Here is a 21,821-nt window from a genome sequence, read left to right on the forward strand (position 1 = left end):
GGCCATGGTTTGGCCTTTCGTCAATCCGTCGCTCGCGAATAGGCGGCTTTCAGCGCGGCAATGTCGAACTTCACCATTTTCATCATGGCCTCGGCAACGCGCCCCGCCTTTGCCTGATCGGGGTCAGCCATCATCGCGATGAGATCGGCTGGAACGATCTGCCACGAGACGCCGAAGCGGTCTCTCAGCCAGCCGCATGCATCGGGCGCACCGCCGTTCTCGAGAAGGCCGTTCCAATAACGGTCGAGTTCCTCCTGGCCGTCACAATTCACCATTAGCGATACCGAGTGATTGAACGGGTCGGGCCGTCCGGAGCTCATGGCGATGAACGGCTGCCCAAAGAGGACGAACTCGACCACCTTCGTGGAACCGGCGCTCGGCACGCCAGTAACCCGAACGACGCGCGAGTCTGGAAAGATACCCGCATAGAACGCAGCGGCCTCTTCAGCTTCCTCGGAGTACCAGAGAAAAGGCGTGATCTTTTGAATCGTCATGGCAAATCTCCTGTCAATGTTTGGGCTAAATGCGCAGGCAAACCGCATGCTGCCATGGAGACGACGAAGGAGGCCCATCAAATTCGACACGCGGAGAAGAAAAGTTTCACTTTTACCTGGCCGATGCCGACGGACATAGATTCTCATCGACATTTTTTCGCACACCAAATGTCGCTGAACTGTTATATGATGGTCATCATGAAAAATCCATCAATCAAGCGGAAAACCGCTAGCCGTAAGGAAATCACGCACGAGCGCATCGTCGAGGTTGCCGCGCGAGCCATTCGGCGCAGCGGGTACGACGGCACGGGAGTGGCGGACATCATGAAGGAGGCCGGGCTGACGCATGGCGGCTTCTACGCCCACTTCCCGTCGCGCGAGGTATTGCTTGCCGAAGCTGCCGACCGCGCCGGTGCTGAAGCCGTTGCCCTCTCGGAACATATTGCAGCCTCCGTGCCTCCCGAGCAGGCGTTGCCGTCAATGGTGCGCGCGTATCTGTCGAAGGAGCATTGCGAAGGCATAGAGACCGGCTGCCCGGTCTCCGCGCTCGGTTCGGAGATGCCGCGCCAGGCGCCCGTCGTGCGGCGCGCGGCCACCCGCCGCATCAAGGAGATGATTGATGTTGTCGCGCGCCAATTGCCCGACTGGGGCCAGCCGGGCGCGCACGAACGGGCGCTTGTGATGGTGGCCACCATGGTTGGCACCATGGTGCTGGCGCGCGCCGTTGACGACGCCAAACTGTCGGAAAGTTTTCTTGAAGCCGCATTGGAAAAGCTTGCGCCCATCGATTGAGTGGGTCTGCCAGCACGGTGGCCGTTTTCGTCGGATCAGAAATATGATTATCATCATATTTCCGGCAAAAATAAGACTCGATCAGGCACGTCATGACATCCATCAATATCGGAAGAACATCATGGAAACCGCAATAGCGCTCGTCACGGGCGCCTCGTCAGGAATCGGTGAAGCGACGGCCAAGCGGCTTGCGAAGGCCGGATACACGGTCTACGGCACCAGCCGTCGCGGTGCGCAAGCCGGTCAGCGGACGTTCGAAATGCTGCCGCTTGACGTGACTAGCGACGAATCAGTCGAAGCTGCCGTCAAGGAGATACTGCGCCTGCACGGCCGCATCGACCTGCTGGTGAACAACGCTGGTTTCGGCGTCGCTCCTGCCGCGGCGGAAGAGAGTTCGATCGACCAGGCCCGGGCAATCTTCGATACGAACTTCTTCGGGATTATCCGCATGACACGTGCCGTGCTGCCCCCTATGCGGCGACAGGGCAGCGGCCGCATCATCAACATCGGCTCTGTGCTCGGTTTCCTGCCCATGCCGTATATGGCGCTGTACTCCGCCACCAAGCATGCCGTCGCAGGCTATTCGGAGTCGCTCGATCATGAGTTGCGCACACTGGGCATCCGGGTATCGGTGATTGAACCGGCATATATCAAGACGCCTTTCGACGCGAACTTCATGGCGCCCGACTCCCCTCTCGACGAGTACCGCGAGGTACGCTCGGCCGTGGATAAGCGAGTGAAAGAGGTAGTCGAGGGCGCGGACGGTCCGGAGGTTGTGGCCGAGTCCGTCCTGCAGGCCGCCATTGCCGCTCGCCCGAAACTCCGCTACACAGCCGGTGGACTCGCCGGCCGTCTGCGATTGCTACGCAGATTTGCGCCCGCCAGCCTGGTCGACGCCGGGATTCGCAAAGATCTGCGGCTCTCAACGTAGATGAGCATGCTGCCAGCGAAACAACTTGATGCAACCAGAAACTGATAAGGAACCCGTAATGAAGGCATTTGTCATCGATCGATATGGACGCAAGAATGGCATACGAGCCGGCGATATGCCGATGCCGGAGCCACGCGAGGACGACGTATTGATCCAGATTCACGCCGCTGGCGTGAACCCTCTCGATTCGAAGATCAGGGACGGAGCGTTCAAGCTCATTCTGCCGTATCGTTTGCCGCTGATCTTGGGCAACGATCTGGCCGGGGTTGTTGTTCGTGCCGGATCGCGCGCACGACGATTCAAACCGGGCGATGAGGTCTATGCGCGGCCGCACAAGGATCACATCGGCACTTTCGCGGAATTCATTGCGGTCAAAGAAGATGCCGTGGCCCTCAAGCCCACTGCGCTCACCATGGAGGAAGCGGCTTCAATCCCGCTCGTGGGATTGACTGCCTGGCAGGCGCTGATCGAAAAAGGGCAACTCAAGAGCGGGCAGAAAGTGCTGATCCATGCAGGCTCGGGCGGCGTTGGTACGTTTGCCATTCAACTGGCAAAGCATGTGGGCGCGACTGTCGCAACGACTACGAGCGCACGCAATATTGAACTGGTGAAGCGCCTTGGTGCGGATATCGTCATCGACTACAAGAAGGACGATTTTTCCACCATCCTCAAGGACTACGACGTGGTGCTCGATACGCAAGGCGGAAAAGCCTTGGAGAAGTCGCTGCGAGTGCTCAAGCCGGGTGGCAAACTCATCGGGATCGCCGGTCCGCCTGATCCTGATTTTGCTAAAGCGATGGGTGACTCCTGGTTCCTGAAAACGGTGATGCGCTTTCTGAGCTATCGCATTCGAAAAGCAGCGAAACGTCATGGCGTCAGCTACTCATTCGTTTTCATGCGTGCTGACGGAGGTCAACTAAGCCAGATCGCCAAGCTCATCGACGCAGGTGCAATAAAGCCCGTGATCGATCAGGTGTTCCCGTTCGAGTCAACCAAAGAGGCTTTGACTTACGTCGAAACAGGACGTGTAAAAGGCAAGGTTGTCATCAAGGTCCGATAGAAGGCGGATTTCCAGAGGTCGGCTTGAAAGCTCATTGCGTCCAATTCGAAGAAATTATGGACGCAATTCAGATCGACAAAGTGTCGTACCTGCGCCGGCATTGAGAGACTTTCGGTCGCTAGGTCGACAGTCCCTAAAACCCGAATCTCACAAGACGTGTGACTTCCAGATCATTTGAAACGCAGCGGCAAGCACAAAAAGCAGCACCAGGATCCGGAATGCGCCGGGCGGCAGCTTGTCGCGAAGCGGTCGCACAAGCATGATGCCGATAATGACAGGAACGCTTGCGGCGGTCGAAATAGCGATGTCCGTCAGGCTCGTATGAGCGCCTCCGCTGAAGGTGAGGATCAGGGTGAGGATCGACACGACCAGAATGATCGCGATCTGTTTCGTAAATGCCTTGCCGATTGCGCCTGTCGCGATCAAATACATCGCAAGCAAAGGGCCGGGAACCGAAGCGATACTTTCCATCATGGCCGCGCCAAACCCAAACACGAAACCCGCGGGCCTGGCCAACGCAGGCGAGAGCGTGAGTTTCGGCGCCGCAAGCAATAAAAGCGCTGCCAGCATCAACAGGCCGCCGGCAGCCGCCTGCGCGCGATGCGGTGCGAGTGAAATCAAGACCGTCACGCCCACGATATTTCCCAGGACCGTGCCAATGAGAGGCGCCGCAATACGTCGAACCGTTGGCAGCATCTCGCCGCCTTCCAACGCCTGCGGAATATTGCCGAGAATGATCGGCATCGAAAGAAGAAGCACGGCCTGCTGGATCGGCAAGAACTGACTCAAGATAGGCATTGCGACAAGCGGCACGCCGATACTGACGATCCCTTTGACCATACCGCCAAGCACCAACGCGACAACGATTCCGAGTATTTCGGGCAGATTGAGCGCATGAAGGCTGGCGCCGAGAACGCCGTCAGTGAGATTGATTTGAGCCGCCGTGAGGTTGAGAGATGCCTTGGCCGCCATGCAATATGAACGACCGGATCGTGGGGTTTAGCGTTGGCGAGGCGACGCATGTCGAAGGCGCTTATTTTAGCGCCAAGCGCACGGCTTCACTGCCTGTGTGATTTGACTCGCGAGCGGCGCGAGCATGCAGGTTGCACGGCCGTGTCGTTGACGCCCAAGCCCAAGCCCGAACGCGCATGCGCCGCTCATTTACTTGCGCGTTACGTGGAAAATCCAGCCGGCGGCCGCGGCCGGAAGCCCACGATCACAGCGTTGGCGTCCGCGAAGAACACATCCGGGAAGATCGTCGAGACTTGGGTAAGCGCGACGCGGGCCGCCGTGAGCATCATTGAAAGTTGCTGATCTGATGCCGACTCACCGAACAGCACCCGCTGCACGAGCACAACGCCGCCGTATTTCGCAAAGAGGCGCAAAACGTAGCCGAGGGAGGAATTGGTCAGCATTTCCGCGCCGTAAGTGTCGGCAAGCGCGGTGAGCACGGCAAGTTCCACCTGGTTCGGTCGACGCGGCACACCACGCTCTGTCGGGCGCGTGCCGCTTGGTGGCATGTTGCCGTTTGAGGGCAAGACGAGGGTGACGAAGCTGCCCGCCGAATGGCTCGCCGAATCGAGCCCTTGCACGCCCGACCTCTGCCCCGCCCTGAATGCCGAAATGGCTGCATCCATCTGAAGCACGAGACGGGCGGTCTCCTGGCTGGCTTGATCGGGCGTAGGTTCGGACATGGGTGAGACTCAAGTCGAAGATGCATAACTCTACACCGGAAATGCAGGACCGATAGCACTGAGAGCGCGAGCTCGTTCAATGATCGAGCCGATCATGCCGGTAACGGGTACAGGGTTGAGCTTGCGCCGCAAGTGCGCCGTAGAGACAGATTCGGCGTTGTTTGCTTACGTCTTATCCGATACCCTCGCGGCACAACGCAAGACAGCGCGCAAAAAAGATCATATGCATTTGCGATTCGCCATCGTATTCACTTCGGATCACTAAATTAATTCGTGTTTCGCTCCATTAACCCATCTGAACCGAGCCACGAATGTAGGCGACCGGCCAGTCATCCCCATGAGAACGAGGACTGCGATCTCACAGGAGTTTATCTAACTCGACTGCTCAATTAATCTGGTTTGTTAGCGAACCACAAGATAGATATCCTTTTAGCGCACCGCCGATTTCCTCTTAAGCGGTCGTAAGCGGCAAGCGGACACGGAAACGCATCGCGCCGGTTGATGGAGCTCCCGCGCCGCGAGCATAAGTTCCCACACCTCTTCCAGCCTGGAATCCGCATGCTCAGTTTTACCGGCGGTCTCGTCCTCTTTGCCGCCCTGCTCCACGCCAGCTGGAACGCAATGCTGCATGGCAACCGCGACCGGTTCCTGTCCATGACGTGGATGAGCATCGCCATCGCGGCGCTCGCCACGCTCGTGATCCTGTTCACGCCTCGGCCGGCTAATGCGGCCTGGCCGTACATCGTTGCATCGGGGCTCGTGCATATCGTCTACAACGTGACCCTCGTGCGGTCGTATCGCCGCAACGATCTGGCACAGGCGTACCCGATCGCGCGCGGCTCTTCGCCGCTGCTCGTCACGCTCGGCGCGGCGCTTTTCGCGCATGAGGGGATCAGCCCCTTGCACGTCCTCGGCATCATGATGATATCGGGCGGCATCATTGCGATCGCGTTGCAGGGGCGTCACGTGTCGCGCGCGGGTGTGCTGGCCGCGCTGACGACAGGCGCGACGATCGCGTGCTATACCGTGATCGACGGCATCGGCGTACGGTTATCCGGCGGCCAGGCGCTCGCCTACACCGCGTGGATGTTCCTGTTCTACTGGCTGATGCCGGTGCTGTTCGTCGCGATGCGCGGGCTCGCGGCGCTGTGGACCCCGGTACGGGCCGCGCCAATGGCGGTCGGTTCATCGCTCGTTGGCGGCCTGGTGTCGATCGCGGCGTATGGCATCGTGATCTGGGCGTTGCAGTCGGGCGCAATGGGCTCGGTGTCGGCGTTGCGCGAGACCAGCGTGGTGTTCGCTGTGCTCATCGGGCGGGTGTTCCTGCGCGAAGCGGTCAGTGGCAAGCGCTGGCTCGCGTGCGTGATCGTCGCGGCCGGGGCGGTTTGCCTGGGGCTTTGACCCGGCGCGCTTTCGATCCGCGCCCGACGCGTTGCCTCGCTTGCCGACAACGAGAACCTTCTATCCGCACCGTCTCCATCCAGGTGCGCCCGATGTGAAAGTCAGAGCATTCCGTGCAATCCTTCCATGACCTGCACGGTCGCATAGCCCTGCACCAGATTTTCGAAACCGCGTACGACATCCGCTTCCATCTCCCGGATGCCCTTCTCTCCGTGCAAACTAAATTTGCCGGTCGTGTTGTATCGCCGATTGAAGTAGTCGCTCACCTCATCGATTTTCTCCGGGCTGGCTGAATCGGTATAAAGGACCGATCGAGGCGACGCCGTATCGTAAAACAGGTTGTGTTTCCATTTCGGTACGAACGAAACGGGCTTCGAATCAGTGATTAAAAACGAGCCGATGAGTTGCAGCCTGTCCTTCCTCCCCTTCGGCGTCACAAACGTCCACACCTTGCGAGGGAGGCGTTCCTTCAATTGCTCGAGCAAAGCTCCATCAGACCCGAGCGTACCAATGCGGCCTTCCTTCACGTCGAGCGCGAAGTCCTTCCAATGATAGAAAATATCCACATCTCTCCCAGTTTTTGATCAATTTGCCACGGAGTCTCACGCGGAGAAAGCCGACGGAGAATGGTCGACCCATTTTAATGCCCGAGGCGGGAATGCGTTCGAACTGTTTCCCCGGTGTACGACGGACACTCTTTCATGCCGTCACCTCATGCTAACGCCTCATGCATCCGGCGGGATTTCAAAGAAGAAGCAATCAGGCAGCATGGCCGAAGCAATGTAGCCGATGTCTTTGGCCGACACCCCGCAGGCGAAGAAAGTGTCGCGCCAGTTCCGGATCACCTCGACGATCCGATCGATCTCCGCGTGCGCCGCTTGAACGGACAACCCGAAGCGGCCCGCTTGCGACAGCAGGTTGTAGATGCTGGCAGTGCGGCCATAGCTGCCAACGCTCAACGCCAGGTCACGCCGCTCCAGGCTGACCACCGGCGCGGGCACCAGGTCGTAGGCGGGCGATAAGCGCCATCCCTTCTGCCTGCGCAGCAAGGCATGGTTGCGCGGGTGATCGTCGTTATTGGTCACCGCGGCATTGAAAACCATTCGCCTGAACAATTCAGCGCAGTCGGCTTCCGGCTTGTCGGACCAGCGGCGCAGGTTATCGGCTAGCAGGGGGTAGGACCAGCGCTCACGGTCCAGGTGACTGTCACCGCAGTCGAGCACGGTCAGCCCGCTGACGAGCCCGAAGCGCAGATAACCTTTACCGGTATGGTCCCGGTCGAAGCGCTGCAGCATGAGCACAGCGCTGTCGCCGACCGTTTGCAGCCGCGCCTGCGTGACGTTCAGGCCGCAGCGTCGTGCAAGATCGAGCGTCGCGAATTCGACCTGTTGCAGGTTGAAGCGATCGTCTCTCGAGGGAAACTTGGCGAGCCAAAGGCTTTGCGCATCCTCGATCGTGGCCTTCGGCCGGGCACCGCCCATGCTGGTGCCGGGATCGAGTTGTTCGAGCAGATGCGCGGCCACCTGCCGCCCTTCCTCGATCGCCTGCGTGGCCGCGACCAGTTCAGCCAGCTGATGCGTGCGGTTGTAGTGGCGCTTCGGCGCGGGCGGCTCGGCTTTCAGCCCGAAGCTCAAATACCCCGCACCGTCCTGAGGTCCATGCAGCAAGTAGTCGATTTCCTGGAGGTCAGCCGCGCTGCGTTCGAGCTTGTGCTCGATCACGCGCCGCCCCCAGGCATCCGGGCCGGCATCTCGCACCGCACCGGGGATACCCTTGAGCTGGGTGAACTCGAAGACCTGTTTGGCGAGCGGCAACTGGAATGGATCGAGCGAGACCGCCTCTCGCCTCTGGAGGTAGCGATCGCCATAGCGGAAACGACCAATCTGCGTGCCATCGGACAGCGTCTGCACCCTCAGCAGCGCCGCGGGCACCGTCTCCAGGGCGCCAGGAAGCTGGATGTAGATGTACGCTTCGCGCTCAGAAGTCATAGTCGTCCCTGACCTTCCTGGGCTTGGCTGCACGCGTTGGGCGGCGCGACGCTTCAAGCGCCTTGCCGTGCAGGTCAGTGTCAGGATCGGCGAGCGCGTCGAGTGCCTGCTCCAGACCGAGCGCCCACAGGACGGTAAAACAGACACCGATCGCCGTGCCTGGCTTACCGAGTTCCAGCGCGGTGAGCGTGTTGCGATTGATGCCAGCCTTGCCGGCGAGGTCCGTTGCCGACCAGCCGCGCCGGATCCGCGCAATCCGGATACGCTGCCCCAACTGGGCAACCCGCTCGGCGGCGTGGATCGGTGCAACAAAATTGCGCATTTTGCTAGGCATTAAAGTTGATAATGCCTAGTATATTAGGCAAATTTCCAGGAAAACACAAATCTCGTCTGGCGATTTTGCTTATTTAAATAGGCACAAATCACTTCAACGCCTAATATTTTAGGCAAACTAGCGACCACATTCACATCGTCCCCGTGCGAATGTGACCTCCTGTCTGGCCAACACACATCCGTGGACGCGATCAATCCGCGCGTCGGGAAGAGGCGTCGAGAAAACACGCAGCCGATCCAGCGCCTGGCAAGGGCGTTCCAGTGCGCTCGCTCACGCCCCGGATGGCTGCGTTCAGCTTGGAGCCGAAACGGGCGTCAGAGTGCAGCTGCAAGCTTTTGCCCGACTGGACGTCCGAGACCGGTGCACGCATCCCATCCGACCGAGGCGAAGAAGTCTCCGTTATTGCCCTGCGCGATATCGCTCAGATCGGCCGCGATCTTGTAGAGCTTTGGATTGATGTAGCCGACGGGACCGCCCGTGCCGGTGTTGATCCGCGCGATCAGGCCGGCCCACAGCGGCGCTACCGCGCTCGTTCCGCCGATAACCATGTCGTTGCCATCAACACGCACGTCATAACCGGTCTCGGGATCCGCGTCGCCTGAAACATCCGGCACGCCCCTCATCTTCAGCGGCTGGGTCAATCCGTGAGCCAGTGTGACGTGCTGTCCCGCCTGCCAGGCAGGCAGTGCGAAGAAACTGCTGACACCACCGCCACTCGCCCCCCCGCTCGCGCCATCGTTCCAGACCGTTTCGCTTTCGATGGTTCCATTGGTCGCGTGCACGCTGGTTCCGCCGCATGCAAGCGCGTAGGGGCTGGAGGCAGGAAAGTCGACGTGATCCGCTCCATCGTTGAGGCCATCGCTGGACCCGTTGTCACCCGACGCGACGCACACGGTGATCCCCATCGCGGCAGCCGCCTGGAACGCCTGGTCGAACGCCGTCATCGCCTGCTGGGTCCACGACGACTCCGGCCCGCCCCAGCTGATCGAGATCACCGACGGCTTGTTGGTCGTATCGTGAATGGCGGTCGTCACGGCATCAAGGAATCCGGCATCGGTATTGGGCGCAAAATAGACGGCGATATGTGCGGCGGGGGCGATCGCACCGGCTACTTCTATATCGAGCATCACTTCGCCATCCGGTCCATTCGCGTCTCCTGTCGGATGATTCCTGCCGTGGTCGACGGATATGGCGGAAACCTTCGGCGCAGCAATACCGAGTTGTGCGAAATAAGCCTTGAGATCAGCCGGGCGGTATCCACCGCCGAGTTCAATGAGCGCGATACATTCACCTTGCCCGGTTCCCGCCGGAAAATCGTACAACGAAGCAAGCTGGGTGGGCATGAAGGATGTCGTGGCGCCCGCTGATGCTCGCCATTGCACGTTGCCGTGAGGCAGCCGGCTGCGGAAATGCGGCCGCGCCTGCGGGCGATTGTCGAGTCCCAGCACCGCCTCGACAACGCCGGCCAGCTCTTCGGGTATCTGGATCGATCCCGTTCGCCCCCGATACGAGCCGCCAGCGTGCTCGAATTGCTGCAGGTCGATTCCAAACGCCGCATTGAACTGCGCAACCGTGCCGGACAGGATCACGGTCCGGCGCGCCGCGTGTTCCTCGACGACCGCGAGTGCGTGATGCGCTGCGAAAGTCCTTACAGCCGCGATGTCGGCAGCATCGGCCTCGAAGTGTTTCGCGAAATCCTCTCGTTTGACGTGACCATCGGATCTGTCGCCGGCCGCGAGCTTTTTGACTCGCTCCTTGAAGGCATCGACCGCACGACGCCGCACGAGCACCGTCACTTCAAGCCGCTCGGCCGGATTGGCCTGACCGGCGGACCGTGCGCCGTCGAACGGCGCCCTTTCGCTACCGCTGAGTACATGTGTTGCCATGGCTTAAACCTCCTTGGGTGAACAAAAAAACGAGGTGAGCAAGAACCCTCACCCCGCCAAAACGACGGCGCAAAATCATGCTCGCCGCGCCCTTCGTCAGGCTGCAGCCTCGACGAGCAGGTCGGTACTGGTTCCAACTCCCGGGACTACCTGCTGCGCAGCCCAGCTCGCGCCGTTATAGGCCGACCACCAGATCCGCTGGTCGCCCGTCATCCCCTTCCAGGCGGCAAACACCCGGTTGCCGAACGTGGTAACGCCCGGACCGATACTGCTAAGCACACCCGGGATCTGTTTCTGCGGCGTCCAGCTCGTGCCGTTGAAGCTTGCGTACCAAAGCGTCTGGTCGCTGAATTCGCCCTTCCAGGTCGCGAACAGCTGGCGGCCGTACACGGTGAGCGACGGCCCTTCGCTGCTGCCGGTGCCGGCGATCAGCTTCTGCGGCGCCCAGGTGCTGCCATTGAAGGTCGAGTAGTAGAGGCCTGGGTCGCCGAATTCGCCCTTCCAGGCGGCGAACAGCTGATTGCCGAACATCACGATCGCCGGGCCGACGCTGCTTGCAACACCGGGGATCTCCTGCTGCGCAGCCCACGCCGAACCGTTGAAACTCGACCACCACAGGCGCTGATCGTCTTCCATGCCTTTCCATGCCATATAGAGCGCGTTACCCTCCACCGCGAGGCGCGGTCCCGAGCTGGTGGCGACTCCGGGGACCTGCTTCTGCGGCGCCCAACTCGTGCCATTGAAGCTGGACCAATAGATCCCCTGGTCGAACCCTTCGCCCTTCCATGCCATGTAGAGCTGGTTGCCGAATGCCGCGAGCGCGACCCCGGCGCTTGTTCCCACACCCGGCACCAGCGTTTGAGGCGCCCACGTCGCGCCATTGCCGGTGGTGAAGAAGATGCGGTCGTCGAATTCCATGCCCTTCCATGCCATGAACAGCTTGTTGTCATAGACAGCGAGCGCGGGTGGCAGCCCGATGCCGAGCAGCGCCGTATTGAGCGCCGTGCCATTGATACTGCCCAGACCCGTCACCGCGTCCCAGCCCGGCCCGGCGTTATACGATCCGTTCGTGCCCGAGGTCACGTCGTCGAAGACATACGGCCCCTCGTTCGTATAGAGGTTTTGATTGAGGAATCCAAGCGGTGCGCCGAGCGTTGCGTGCAGCACCGCGCTCAGGCCCGCATAGAGCGGCGCGACCGCGCTGGTCCCGCCCCACACGCCGATAGACTGGCCGTTCAGCAGCAGCGGGTAGCCGCTCGACGGATCGGCGTTTCCGGCGACATCGGGTACGCCGCGGCCGGTGTGTCCCTTGGGATTGACCGACGCGGGTACGTTCGCCCACGACTGCCATGGCTGCGGCGGAAATACATTGCTGATGCCGCCACCGCTGCCCGACCATGCTGTCTGCGTGAACGTGGTGCCGGACACGTTGGAGATCGTCGTGCCCCCGCATGCTGTGATGCCTGGGTCCGACGCGGGATAGCTGACTTCGGCCGGGTTTTCCGAGCCGCTGTCACCGGACGAAGCGAAGAGCGTGACACCGAGCGCCTGCGCTTCGGCAATCACGCTTGTCAGCGCGCTGATGTTCGGCCAGCCGCTTTCGTTGCCGCCCCAACTGATCGACAGTACTGAAGGACGGTTGGTCGCGTCGTGGATTGCCGTCGAAAATGCGTCCACCCATCCCTGGTCGGTATTTGGCGCGAAATACACGACAAGTTTGGCTCCCGGTGCGACCGATCCCGCGACGGCGATATCCAGGATCACTTCGGTGTCCGCGCTGGCGCCCGGCGAATTGGCCGCGCCATCGATGCCGACTGACGATACGGCCGGCACAGGCAGGCTGGCGGTGTTCGTGAACCATGCCTGGACGTCGCTCTCGCGGTAACCGCCGCCGAACTCCAGGATGCCGACCGTCTGGCCTGCCGCGGAAACGGCAGGAAACCCGTACAGTTTTGCCACTTGCGCCGGCAGGAGCGCGGTTGTCGCCTGTCCGCTTGCCGCCGGTCGCATCATGGGCTGCGCAAGCGGACGCGTGTCGAGGCCATGCACGCTTTCAACGATGCCGCTGAGCGCGGCCGGTACGCTCGCGGGCCCTGCATGACCGAGATAGCTCGCAGCGCCCGTATGGAAAGTCTGCAGCTCGACCGAGAAAGCCTGGTTGATCGCCTGCACGGTGCCGGAGACGACCACGGTCCTGCGCGCCGCATCGCTTTGCACGACCTTGAGTCCATGACCGGAGGCGTACGCCGCGACGCTATCGAGGTCCGCTGCGGCGGCGCCGTAGCGGGCGGCAAACGCTTCGCGGGAGATGTAGTGCCGGGCTCTGGGCGGCGTGCCGGACATGTCTCCCAGGCCTGCCGATGGTGCGGCGCCATCCTGCGGGCGCACGCGGATGCTGACAAGGAGCGTTGCATTCGGGTCGGCGGCGCCGATCGGCACCGCGCCAGGTACCAGCTTGTGTTCGGAATGGGGGATGGCAAACGTCGTTGCGGAGTTTTGAATCATTTGAAGCTCCTTCAGATGGGTGACGTGATGTACGTCGGGGCAAGCTCTCTCTTACTTGAATGCACCGGTAACAGCGGCCAGGACGCTATCGGCCGGCAACGACCGGCCGACAGGAATCCAGCCGGATCTCTGGGAATGACAACCTCGGGATCGGGATCGGCTCAGGTAGCGTTAGGTAGCGTTTGGTATCAACTCAGGTATCGCGACCGGTGGCGTGCGCGCACCGGCCGTCTTGCAGGGGACACCGTTACGCGTGCGCGCCGGACGGTGCGGGGTCGGAGGGTGGCGGGACGTTCGTCGGCGCAAGGCTCGGCGCAGGGCTCAGTGCAGGGCCCACCACCGGCGTCTCGGGCCGCGCAGCAATGCGGGCGGGAAAGATCGCGCTCACGATCCGGTCGATGAAGGCGAAGAACTTGTCGGACGCATAGCCGGCGACGAACGCGATGGCGAGCGGTGAAAACTCCTTGCCGCCCTGAAGGAGCTCGCTGAACAGCCCGATGGAAATACCGACGATCACAGCGGTGGTGATGTGAGCCCGGTAAGCGACCTTCGAATGTTGCGGATGGAACAGGCTTGCCGATGACTCCGCGCTCAATTGCCGGAGTATTGCCGCGCACGCGCCGAGCCATGCGTACAACACCGGCAGCAGGAAGCTCGTGATGGCCCCCACGAAAGCGAGATTGACGTCGCGGTCATTGGTCGCCATTGCGCGAATGTCCTGGTAGACCGCGATCTTCTGAAAGCCCTGTTCGACCGCTTCTTCGGGACGCCATGACTTGTGCATGCCCACTTGATCCACTTGGTCCACTTGATTCGCCTGCTCCATCGGCCCGGTCGCGAGCAGCGGCAGGTCGACCTCGAGCGCGCGCCGCCGGCTGTCGGGATCGCAATTCCAGTTGGTTGTCTGCATCGTGGCGTCAGGGTTCGCTCGCGGACCGGAGACCTTTTCCAGGTTCACATTCCACGTGTCCGCTCGCTTGCCGGTTTGCGAGTAGCCGGTGCAGACCGGCTTGTAGGGGCTCTCTGCACCGCCGACCAGCAGAAACTTCCTGATTGCCTCGGTCCGCTTCACATCTGCATAGAGTTGCCGGTTGTTGGTCGCAAATTTCTGCAGCAACTCCTTGATCTGCAACGCGGCCTGGGAGTTTTGCAACTGCCCCACGGCTTCCGGATTTTTCTCCTTCGCGTCGATAATGCTCGCGCGATAAGCCTGTAACAGGTTGTGCATCGTGAGCGCCGCCGAATCGTTGGCCTCGACGACCTTCGAGACATCCGTGGAAATTTGATTGGCCACGAACAACAGGCACGAAAGCGATATCACGAGCAAAGCAAGGGAGAAGGCCGACCATGTATAGATCCTGATCGCGAACTGCGCGCCCTTGCGCGCTTGCTTGCCCGCCATACCGGCCATCACCGGCGCGACGCACCGGGCGATGCGGCTCATGCCGGCATAAAAGCGCGCTTCAGTCCTCGCATTCCAGAGCAGGTCCTGCTGCGCGGCACGCGCGATCGACAAGGAGGCGACGTCGCTCTCGTGGATGACCTTGCCCGTCTGCCCTGCGTAGGAGACCATATCGCCGCAACGGTCCATGTCCTCGGCAATCTGCGCGCCCGGATACCGCACGGCCCGGGCGATCCGGCCCACCGCCGCACGAAAGTCCGCCTCGTCAGCTGCGCTCAAGGTCTTCTGTTGAACCGCAAGCCGCGTCGCACGCACGATCTCGATGTCGGCGTCCTCCACCGGCGCAGCCGTTCTTGCCCCATGTGCAATCAGCGTTTCGCATCGTTCGACGTCCCGCAAGACCCTGGCAAGCGCTGCGCTATCGTAGCTTGTGTCATTGGCCGGCCCGCTCGGCGAACCTTTTGAGTCCGAATGATTGTCCATGTCAGTCTCCTCTCTGGTGGCGGGTGTCTGCAGGCGGCCGCGCACGATGAGATCGAGCGTAGCGCGCTCTGATGGACGGGCGTTAGGACGATCGTGATAACCGATAAGACAATCTTGCGCCGGCCTGATAGGCGCTCGGGCAAACGCCCATCTCGCGCCTGAAGGCCCGGGTGAAGTACGAGAGATCGTTGAATCCAACCGAGTAGGCCACTTCCTTCACGAGCGCGTCCGGGTCGCCCAGGCGATCGCACGCCCGTTCTATCCGCAAGCGCAGCAGATGCTGACCGAAGCTCACGCCATGCTCCAGCCTGAAGGCGCGGCAAAACTGTGACGGACCCAGGTTGCACAGGGCCGCGACATGACCCAACGCGATCGCGCCATCGAGATGTTGCGCAGCGTATTCGATCGCCGGGTGCGTCCTGCCCTGCTTGTGGTGCTCCGCGGCGCGCGATAGCGGTACGACGTCCGCTCGCGTGGCGTCCGAATGGCGGATCGGTTCCGGCCGGTTCGCCCGCGCCGACGATGGAAGCGTCAGGATGTCCCCGCGCAGTTCTGCCGGCGCAGCCGGCTTTATCAGCAGACCCCAGACCGGAGGCTGGAGCGACAACATAGCGGCAGCCGCGGAGCTTCGGTCCGTAATCACGAGAATGGGCAGGCCGGGATGCTCCTGGCCGATGCGCATCAAATCATCGATGCCTTGCGGGTCCGGCTCGTCGAACTCGAAGCACAGGAACTCAGGCGTGTGAGTTTCGATGGCGTGGTCAACCTGCGTTGACTCGCGGACGCGGTGTACGTCGAAAGTCTGGTCAAGCGAATCCACCAGCGATACGCCCGCGCTCTGCTTCAGGTCGACCCATAGAAACCTGGGGCCGCACGCCACGTTCGATGTATTCAATGAATTGCGCATGTTAAGTGTCCCTTTCAATTGTTATTGACCGGTGTGTCGCCGTCTTTCAGGAGGTCCATGCCGTTCCATTCATCGAGGCAATGCTTTGGGGATTCCCGGCTTTCGGCAGCGCCCGGGCGTCTCTCAAGGCCTGTTCGCGCGCACGTCTTCCCGCCAGCGAATGCGTGCGCCGTGACTCTCCACGCGGATAGGAAAGGACGAACTCATGTCGTTTCAATCGACACCAAGCCACTCTCTGTGTGCGTTTAAATCTTTATTTGTGGTGCAGTTAAAAGCGGGGCTAAATCTGGCTGTTAATCGTTTTTATTATTAAGCCGATGTAGAACCGCTTTAACTGGGTACCCGAAAGGAACCCGGGCCTGAAACTGCGGTCCGGGGAATCATCTGCGACGGGTTTTGGTGTGTCTGTACTATCAGGCAAATCGCGGCCTCGATATACCCTCATTGGGTAGGAAAATCACCCCTCTTCCGGAGGTACGCCATCGCGTCGAGCAGGGGTTGAGCAGTTGCATTGGCCGCTCGACGGTATCGACCTGGCGGCCATGAAGAAGCATTCGGCACGGCACTGCCTGCGCACGAGTTGGTTCACGCTCGCGCATACGGCGCAAGCATCTTGTGCATTGCCTGTTGCATGCACGAGACGTCGGTTAGATATATATACGTCCCGTCAACCGGTCGCCGCCTGTTGGTGCGATTGCGCACAGTTGCCCCACAGCTCATCAAGTAGTATTCGCATGGTTTTTTGGGCCGGGCGGCGCGAACCTATGGATCTCGGAGGCCAACGGGACCGGAGTGTTCACCGCTTGCGTTTTCCTGCGCTAATCTCATGTGTGCGGAGCAAATCCATGTTGACCCGTTCCTCCTCTGTTCAGGCTACCAAGCAATGGGGCACCGTCGATCCGCTCGAGGAATGCCGGCGTGCGCTTCATAAAGAGGCGTTCGCGGCGCATCATCCGCTCGCTGGCCATCCGCTATTCTCCATTGAGTCGCTGACAAAGGTGGCTGAGGAGGCGGCGAAGCGCAAGGACGACATATATGTCGATGCCGGCGATCTCTCGCTTGCCGACAAATGGGGAACAACGCCCAGCCCCGACATGACGATCTCCGAGATCATCGACCGGATCGAAACTGCGGGCGCATGGCTTGTGCTCAAACATGTCGAGGCCAATCCAGCCTACAAGGCGCTGCTCGACGAATACGAGGCCTTCGTGCGCGAGGTTGCCGGGCCCGAAGGTTCAAGACTCCTGAGCAACGCCGAAATGCTGGTGTTCATCACATCACCGCGGCGCAAGACGCCTTATCACTTCGATTCCGAGGTCAATTTCCTGGTGCAGCTACAGGGGTCAAAGGACCTTTGGGTATGCGATCCCATGGACCGCACCGTGACCACTGAGGAAGAGATCGAGCGCTACTACTCGGTCTCGATTACTGCGGGTACTTATAAACCGCATGCCGAGACGGTCGCCCGGCAATTCACGCTCTATCCCGGCGATGCGGTGCATATCCCGACCCACGCTGCCCATTGGGTGCAAAACCACGACAACGTATCCATCTCGCTCAGCCTCAACATGGAATTCCCGCAGCACTATGGGGATACTTACCGCGCCAACCATCATTTGCGCAAGCTTGGGCTAAAGCCCCGGCCGCCGGGGACTTCGCAGTTCGCTGACCGCTCCAAGCTCGCCGCGATGAAAGGCCTGCGGCAGGTAAAGTCCCTGATCGCTCGATAGGCTGAAGCCGTTCATCGGTGAAAACTGCCGTTGCGTGCGCGAGGTGCTCAGGCGACGTGCATATCCGGGAGCACGTCAGTCGGTTTTCTTGCTGAACGCTTCGAACGCCTGCTTGTAATCCGGATGCCAGCGCGACAGCGGCGACGGATCCGGCTGTGAAAGCAAAGTGTGTCATCAATGATCCTCAGTGGACGAGTGCCTTGCACCCTACCCCGCTGATTATCTCTGATCTTCAACTTCGCAACCGTTCTTCAAATCCACCAAAAAGAAGCCAGCGCCTGCATCCGCTGAGAGAGAAGTTCCGCATCCGATAACGTAGCCTCGAAATTTGAGGAAGCCGGATAGCGCCGGAAGATCGTGGCTGTTGCGATAATAAAACGGTCAGGCATCGGCCCGACCGTTGGGACCGTTCAGCTTGAAAGTGCGGCCACCCTTCCCACTAGTCGGCTAGTTGTATTGTTGTATCTCGTGTTGCACCTCCTGCAACTGCTGCTGCACGTTCTGCAGTCGATTGTTCACGTCAGCCAGACGGCCCCGCAACGCGTGATCGAGGTATGCCAGTTCCATACCCGAGCGGCCCGCATGCTGCGGACCTGGAAATTGCCGTATCTGTTCTTGCACCTCGTGCTGCTCATGCTGCAGTTGTTGTCGCTGATTTTCCAGCTCCGTGCGCCGCGCCAGCAGATTGTGCGGGACGACGGTTGTACTCCCTCCGCCCTTGAGACCGACGTCGTTGTGCACCTGCCAGTCCCCATGCTCGTCCTGCTTGACGGGATATTGAACTTTCGCCGGATCATCGGGGTTGTACACGCGCAACGTGCCATTGTCCTTGTCGTACCTGACCGGGTAGGTCTTGCCGGACACGTCGATATAAGCTTGGCCCTTATCGTCTCTGGACACACCTTTGGTGTCCGGATCCGCGTGCAAGTCGCCGCTCGGTTTGCGCGCGTATTGCTCAGGCACATCGAATTTCGCACCTTTCGTAACTGGTGCATTGGTTCCCGGTTCATGAGCAGGGGGAGTACCTGTTTGTGGTTCTTTTGACGTACCGGGTGCACCATCGCGTGCTGCGGGTTTCACTTGCGTAGATGGAGATGCTTTCGTCAAAGGCACCTCCGCCTCCTGCCCAGCCCGCCCAATGCCCAGACGCCCCCCAAATGTATTTTCAGGCACATCCGGCTGAACGTCCGGGGTCGCAAGTTTTGGGCTCCCATCCGGATTGCGTTCTCCGGCAATCCCACCCGTTATGGTTAGCGCCGTGCCGACAACCGGCGTCTTTTCTAAAATCTTGTCGGCCTCCTCGCCCCTCTTTTGGTTAGTGCCCGACGTATCGCCCGTGGCCTCATCTGCAAGCTTGCCGAAGAATCGTCCAGGGTGAGTGGCCCCTTCCTTGAAGCCGTCCCAGAAGACGTCCCCCGCCGTGCGGTCCTGACTGGTGTCGTGCATAGGACGCTCAACCGGATGGGCACTAACGAGGACAGGTTTGCCGTTGGGATCCAGCTTGAACTCAGTCGCAACGTTGCCGGGCGAGCCGTCGGACCTCTGCGCCGGATTGACTTCTTGAAGGACTGGCTTGCCTTGATCGTCCCGCCGCCAATGCGTCACCATGCCGGGCGATTTCTGCTCAACCGAGGTGCCGGGCTCCCCCCGGGCGGGAGGAGTCAGTGCGCTGTCCGGCACGGAGCTCACATCGGAATGGTTGCTGTGCTGTGCATCACCGGCACTTGATGTATCGAATTTCGCGGGCGATACCTGTGACTGCATACCCGGGTCGTCGTTTTGTGCAACACCGGCGTAGCTGGGGTCGTTCGATTGCGTGTTGATTTGCTGGACTTTCATTTTTGGATTCCTGTCTATGTGAATGGTTAACTTTGGCTTCGCAGAAGACTGCTTCCCAAAGCAGGCGCCAGTCGGAGGCGCCAGTCCATTTCAACAGCAGGACGGGATGAAAGGGTGGTACTTACATCGGTGCATTACTGTCAGACGGCATTATCGTGTCTGAAGCCCAGGCCGGCAGGCGCGGCATGCCATGCGTGCATGCGTCCTCGCGTGAGGAGAACGACGGCAACCGGCCCCATGTTGAAATCAAGCTCGACCATGAGCTGACCGAACGCCAGGATCATGTGCGAAGGACGTCTTCCGCTACCCGAGGCGATATTTATCCAAAATGGCAACAGTGCCTTTCCGCCGGCGCCGTTTTCGACTGCGTCCGGCTGGCTGAGAATAAAGAGGGGGATGCTTGTGAAGCATGGCGCGCTGCCAGCATGCGGATTGGTTGAAGCTGCGGCGTATTGCTTCATCGCGATGGAGCGATGCTGCCAGGTACAGTGGCTCGCGCAAGCGGCCTGCGCGATGCGGGCGCCAAGGTCCTCGCAACGCACAAAGCGCGCAACGAGGGAAGCAAGCCATATCGCGAGGTACCGGTCGAATATAAGAGCGGCGCGCTTGATTGAGCCGGTCTAAGCTGCCTCCCGCGACGTCTCCTGACGCGAGGGGGCGCTCGGGTCAGGCAGCAACTTTGCAGGCAAACGCGATGCGAGTTTTTAGTGCAGCTTGACGCGATAGTCGAACTCTTTCGTCATTCCACACGCAGCGTGTGCTGCCTGGCGAAAAAAACGTTTGGCGATTCATGCGAACCAGCCTCAAAAGCGGACGCGGTCCGATGTACCGGCTGCAGCGAGCTGCGGGATCGGACCTTATGCGACCGGCTGGCTTCACAATGTCACCGGCTCCCATCGTGTCCCGATGCTCGGCGTTGCCGCGCTGATGTGCATGTCCGCAACCATGGTGGTGCTCATTGAGCGCAAGAGCCGCACTGCGCCGCCGTCGGTGGCCCGCGCCCCTCATGCCTTGAAACACCGTTAATCACGAAAGCCGCTTAATCTAAGCAGATATTCCCATTGGAATGCTCAGTGACTCTGCGATATCGTCGGACGGTTGGGCGCGTCAACGCAGGAACAGGCAAGATTTTCCCGCGCAGGCGGATGAGAAATGATCGCGCGCCGGTCCCGACTCCTCTGCAACTTTCACAGGAGATTGCTTCATCATGGAATATCGTCAACTCGGTCGTTCCGGCCTCAAGGTGTCGACCATCACGCTTGGCACCATGACGATGGGCGGCAAGGGCAAATTTGCGAACGTCGGCGAAGTCGGCCTTGACGAGGCGCGCAGGCAGATTGACATGTGCATCGACGCGGGCGTCAACCTGATCGATACGGCGGATGTCTATTCGAATGGCGCGTCGGAGGAAATCGTCGGCGAGGCCCTCGGCGGAATACGCAAGGGCGGCGTGCTGATCGCCACCAAGGCACGCTTTCCGATGGGCGACGGCCCGAATGACCGGGGCTTGTCGCGGCATCATTTGATCCAGGCGTGCGAGGCGAGCCTGCGCCGTCTCAGGACCGATGTGATCGACCTCTACCAGGTTCATGAATGGGATGGGCTCACGCCGCTTGAAGAGACGCTTGAGGCGCTCGACTTGCTGGTCCGGCACGGCAAGATCAGGTACGTCGGCTGCTCGAACTACTCGGGCTGGCACCTGATGAAAGCGTTGCACGTGAGCGAGCGGGAGCGTCTGCCGCGCTTCGTGAGCCAGCAGATCCACTACACGCTTGAAGCACGCGAAGCGGAGTATGAGCTTGCGCCAATCGCACTCGATCAGGGACTTGGCATCCTGGTCTGGAGTCCGCTGGCAGGCGGCTTGCTGTCAGGCAAACACCGCCGCGACGCGACGCCCGAGAGCACACGACAACTCGCCGGATGGACCGAGCCGCCGATCCGCGATGAGCAACGTCTGTGGTCGATCGTCGACGTACTCATCGGGATAGCCGGCGAGCACAAAGTCTCAGCCGCACAGGTTGCACTCGCGTGGACACTTGGACGGCCTGCCGTCGCCTCGGTGATCATCGGTGGACGCAATGAAACGCAACTGCGTGACAACCTCGGCGCGGCGAATCTGACGTTGACCGTCGACCAGCGCGCGCGGCTCGACAAGGTAAGCGCGCCGCCTCTGCTCTACCCGTACTGGCATCAGGTGCAGACCGCACACGACCGTCTTGGAGCCGCTGACCTTTCGCTACTGGGACCGCATCTGAAGGCGTAATCCGATCCTCACGGTCATCCCGAAGAAGTCGTTCTGTCGCAATCGGGCGCGCTGCCGTTGAGAGCGCCCAAGACCCACCATCTTTCAATGCCGAAAACCCGGACGTCGCCGT

Annotated in this window: 19 protein-coding genes; 7 read left to right on the forward strand and 12 right to left on the reverse strand. The window is 60.7% G+C overall.

What is annotated here, in order from left to right; all coding sequences use genetic code 11:
- Positions 1 to 20: 20 nt before the first annotated feature.
- Positions 21 to 494, reverse strand: coding sequence for a VOC family protein (locus ACSOSP_RS31985; protein WP_455314675.1), 474 nt, complete (start codon positions 492 to 494; stop codon positions 21 to 23).
- A gap of 186 nt (positions 495 to 680) precedes the next feature.
- On the opposite strand from ACSOSP_RS31985, the gene ACSOSP_RS31990 reads away from it, so the two are divergent.
- From ACSOSP_RS31990 to ACSOSP_RS32000, 3 genes are all read left to right on the forward strand, one after another.
- Positions 681 to 1,286, forward strand: coding sequence for a TetR/AcrR family transcriptional regulator (locus ACSOSP_RS31990; RefSeq protein WP_455315395.1), 606 nt, complete (start codon positions 681 to 683; stop codon positions 1,284 to 1,286).
- A gap of 121 nt (positions 1,287 to 1,407) precedes the next feature.
- The gene (locus tag ACSOSP_RS31995; protein WP_455314676.1) at positions 1,408 to 2,217 is read left to right on the forward strand and encodes an oxidoreductase; all 810 of its coding nucleotides are present in this window, start codon (positions 1,408 to 1,410) and stop codon (positions 2,215 to 2,217) included.
- Positions 2,218 to 2,275: 58 nt separating this feature from the next.
- Positions 2,276 to 3,277, forward strand: a complete 1,002-nt coding sequence (locus ACSOSP_RS32000) for an NADP-dependent oxidoreductase (RefSeq protein ID WP_455315396.1) — start codon at positions 2,276 to 2,278, stop codon at positions 3,275 to 3,277.
- A gap of 147 nt (positions 3,278 to 3,424) precedes the next feature.
- Here ACSOSP_RS32000 and ACSOSP_RS32005 read toward each other — a convergent pair whose 3' ends face one another.
- Positions 3,425 to 4,249 carry a TSUP family transporter gene (locus ACSOSP_RS32005; protein ID WP_455314677.1) on the reverse strand — a complete coding sequence of 275 codons (825 nt, stop codon included), beginning with the start codon at positions 4,247 to 4,249 and terminating at the stop codon, positions 3,425 to 3,427.
- A 200-nt stretch (positions 4,250 to 4,449) separates the two neighbouring features.
- Positions 4,450 to 4,971: a hypothetical protein gene (locus tag ACSOSP_RS32010; protein ID WP_455314678.1), complete on the reverse strand. Its 522-nt coding sequence runs from the start codon at positions 4,969 to 4,971 to the stop codon at positions 4,450 to 4,452.
- 79 nt (positions 4,972 to 5,050) lie between these two features.
- On the opposite strand from ACSOSP_RS32010, the gene ACSOSP_RS32015 reads away from it, so the two are divergent.
- A complete protein-coding gene (locus ACSOSP_RS32015; protein ID WP_455314679.1) occupies positions 5,051 to 5,236 on the forward strand; it encodes a hypothetical protein in 186 nt (61 codons plus the stop codon).
- 293 nt (positions 5,237 to 5,529) lie between these two features.
- Entirely contained in the window at positions 5,530 to 6,372 is an 843-nt protein-coding gene (locus ACSOSP_RS32020) for an EamA family transporter (RefSeq protein WP_455314680.1), read from the forward strand.
- Positions 6,373 to 6,473: 101 nt separating this feature from the next.
- Here the strand turns inward: ACSOSP_RS32020 and ACSOSP_RS32025 are convergent, their stop codons facing one another.
- The 7 genes from ACSOSP_RS32025 to ACSOSP_RS32055 all read right to left on the reverse strand — a co-directional run bounded on the left by ACSOSP_RS32025 (position 6,474) and on the right by ACSOSP_RS32055 (position 15,877).
- A complete protein-coding gene (locus ACSOSP_RS32025; RefSeq protein ID WP_455314681.1) occupies positions 6,474 to 6,938 on the reverse strand; it encodes a hypothetical protein in 465 nt (154 codons plus the stop codon).
- 159 nt (positions 6,939 to 7,097) lie between these two features.
- Positions 7,098 to 8,360 (reverse strand): type II toxin-antitoxin system HipA family toxin, encoded by a 1,263-nt coding sequence (locus tag ACSOSP_RS32030; protein ID WP_455314682.1) that lies wholly within the window; start codon positions 8,358 to 8,360, stop codon positions 7,098 to 7,100.
- A complete protein-coding gene (locus ACSOSP_RS32035) occupies positions 8,350 to 8,682 on the reverse strand; it encodes a helix-turn-helix domain-containing protein (RefSeq protein ID WP_455314683.1) in 333 nt (110 codons plus the stop codon). Before ACSOSP_RS32035 ends, ACSOSP_RS32030 begins: the two co-directional genes overlap by 11 nt.
- A 326-nt stretch (positions 8,683 to 9,008) precedes the next feature.
- Positions 9,009 to 10,580 carry a S53 family peptidase gene (locus ACSOSP_RS32040; protein ID WP_455314684.1) on the reverse strand — a complete coding sequence of 524 codons (1,572 nt, stop codon included), beginning with the start codon at positions 10,578 to 10,580 and terminating at the stop codon, positions 9,009 to 9,011.
- A 96-nt stretch (positions 10,581 to 10,676) separates the two neighbouring features.
- Positions 10,677 to 13,085 carry a S53 family peptidase gene (locus ACSOSP_RS32045; RefSeq protein ID WP_455314685.1) on the reverse strand — a complete coding sequence of 803 codons (2,409 nt, stop codon included), beginning with the start codon at positions 13,083 to 13,085 and terminating at the stop codon, positions 10,677 to 10,679.
- A 247-nt stretch (positions 13,086 to 13,332) separates the two neighbouring features.
- On the reverse strand, positions 13,333 to 14,970 hold the full coding sequence (locus ACSOSP_RS32050; protein WP_455314686.1) for a hypothetical protein: 1,638 nt from the start codon (positions 14,968 to 14,970) through the stop codon (positions 13,333 to 13,335).
- Between the two features lie 82 nt (positions 14,971 to 15,052).
- On the reverse strand, positions 15,053 to 15,877 hold the full coding sequence (locus ACSOSP_RS32055; RefSeq protein ID WP_455314687.1) for a helix-turn-helix domain-containing protein: 825 nt from the start codon (positions 15,875 to 15,877) through the stop codon (positions 15,053 to 15,055).
- A gap of 845 nt (positions 15,878 to 16,722) precedes the next feature.
- Here ACSOSP_RS32055 and ACSOSP_RS32060 point away from each other — a divergent pair.
- Positions 16,723 to 17,607, forward strand: coding sequence for a cupin-like domain-containing protein (locus tag ACSOSP_RS32060; RefSeq protein ID WP_455314688.1), 885 nt, complete (start codon positions 16,723 to 16,725; stop codon positions 17,605 to 17,607).
- 447 nt (positions 17,608 to 18,054) lie between these two features.
- Here the strand turns inward: ACSOSP_RS32060 and ACSOSP_RS32065 are convergent, their stop codons facing one another.
- Together ACSOSP_RS32065 and ACSOSP_RS32070 are read right to left on the reverse strand one after the other, a co-directional pair.
- On the reverse strand, positions 18,055 to 19,446 hold the full coding sequence (locus tag ACSOSP_RS32065; RefSeq protein ID WP_455314689.1) for a hypothetical protein: 1,392 nt from the start codon (positions 19,444 to 19,446) through the stop codon (positions 18,055 to 18,057).
- 140 nt (positions 19,447 to 19,586) lie between these two features.
- Positions 19,587 to 19,907, reverse strand: a complete 321-nt coding sequence (locus ACSOSP_RS32070; protein ID WP_455314690.1) for a hypothetical protein — start codon at positions 19,905 to 19,907, stop codon at positions 19,587 to 19,589.
- A 746-nt stretch (positions 19,908 to 20,653) separates the two neighbouring features.
- On the opposite strand from ACSOSP_RS32070, the gene ACSOSP_RS32075 reads away from it, so the two are divergent.
- Positions 20,654 to 21,709 carry an aldo/keto reductase gene (locus ACSOSP_RS32075; RefSeq protein ID WP_455314691.1) on the forward strand — a complete coding sequence of 352 codons (1,056 nt, stop codon included), beginning with the start codon at positions 20,654 to 20,656 and terminating at the stop codon, positions 21,707 to 21,709.
- Positions 21,710 to 21,821 lie beyond the last annotated feature (112 nt).

It is taken from the genome of Caballeronia sp. KNU42 (assembly GCF_053760385.1).

Excerpts from the sequence above, each read along its gene's own strand:
- ACSOSP_RS32020 (WP_455314680.1), top strand. The coding sequence starts at position 5,530 with ATGCTCAGTTTTACCGGCGGTCTCGTCCTCTTTGCCGCCCTGCTCCAC.
- ACSOSP_RS32000 (WP_455315396.1), top strand. The coding sequence starts at position 2,276 with ATGAAGGCATTTGTCATCGATCGATATGGACGCAAGAATGGCATACGA.
- ACSOSP_RS31985 (WP_455314675.1), bottom strand. The coding sequence starts at position 494 with ATGACGATTCAAAAGATCACGCCTTTTCTCTGGTACTCCGAGGAAGCT.
- ACSOSP_RS31990 (WP_455315395.1), top strand. The coding sequence starts at position 681 with ATGATGGTCATCATGAAAAATCCATCAATCAAGCGGAAAACCGCTAGC.
- ACSOSP_RS32050 (WP_455314686.1), bottom strand. The coding sequence starts at position 14,970 with ATGGACAATCATTCGGACTCAAAAGGTTCGCCGAGCGGGCCGGCCAAT.
- ACSOSP_RS31995 (WP_455314676.1), top strand. The coding sequence starts at position 1,408 with ATGGAAACCGCAATAGCGCTCGTCACGGGCGCCTCGTCAGGAATCGGT.
- ACSOSP_RS32005 (WP_455314677.1), bottom strand. The coding sequence starts at position 4,249 with ATGGCGGCCAAGGCATCTCTCAACCTCACGGCGGCTCAAATCAATCTC.
- ACSOSP_RS32045 (WP_455314685.1), bottom strand. The coding sequence starts at position 13,085 with ATGATTCAAAACTCCGCAACGACGTTTGCCATCCCCCATTCCGAACAC.
- ACSOSP_RS32015 (WP_455314679.1), top strand. The coding sequence starts at position 5,051 with ATGATCGAGCCGATCATGCCGGTAACGGGTACAGGGTTGAGCTTGCGC.
- ACSOSP_RS32010 (WP_455314678.1), bottom strand. The coding sequence starts at position 4,971 with ATGTCCGAACCTACGCCCGATCAAGCCAGCCAGGAGACCGCCCGTCTC.
- ACSOSP_RS32075 (WP_455314691.1), top strand. The coding sequence starts at position 20,654 with ATGGAATATCGTCAACTCGGTCGTTCCGGCCTCAAGGTGTCGACCATC.
- ACSOSP_RS32055 (WP_455314687.1), bottom strand. The coding sequence starts at position 15,877 with ATGCGCAATTCATTGAATACATCGAACGTGGCGTGCGGCCCCAGGTTT.
- ACSOSP_RS32035 (WP_455314683.1), bottom strand. The coding sequence starts at position 8,682 with ATGCGCAATTTTGTTGCACCGATCCACGCCGCCGAGCGGGTTGCCCAG.
- ACSOSP_RS32030 (WP_455314682.1), bottom strand. The coding sequence starts at position 8,360 with ATGACTTCTGAGCGCGAAGCGTACATCTACATCCAGCTTCCTGGCGCC.
- ACSOSP_RS32060 (WP_455314688.1), top strand. The coding sequence starts at position 16,723 with ATGTTGACCCGTTCCTCCTCTGTTCAGGCTACCAAGCAATGGGGCACC.
- ACSOSP_RS32065 (WP_455314689.1), bottom strand. The coding sequence starts at position 19,446 with ATGAAAGTCCAGCAAATCAACACGCAATCGAACGACCCCAGCTACGCC.
- ACSOSP_RS32040 (WP_455314684.1), bottom strand. The coding sequence starts at position 10,580 with ATGGCAACACATGTACTCAGCGGTAGCGAAAGGGCGCCGTTCGACGGC.
- ACSOSP_RS32070 (WP_455314690.1), bottom strand. The coding sequence starts at position 19,907 with ATGAAGCAATACGCCGCAGCTTCAACCAATCCGCATGCTGGCAGCGCG.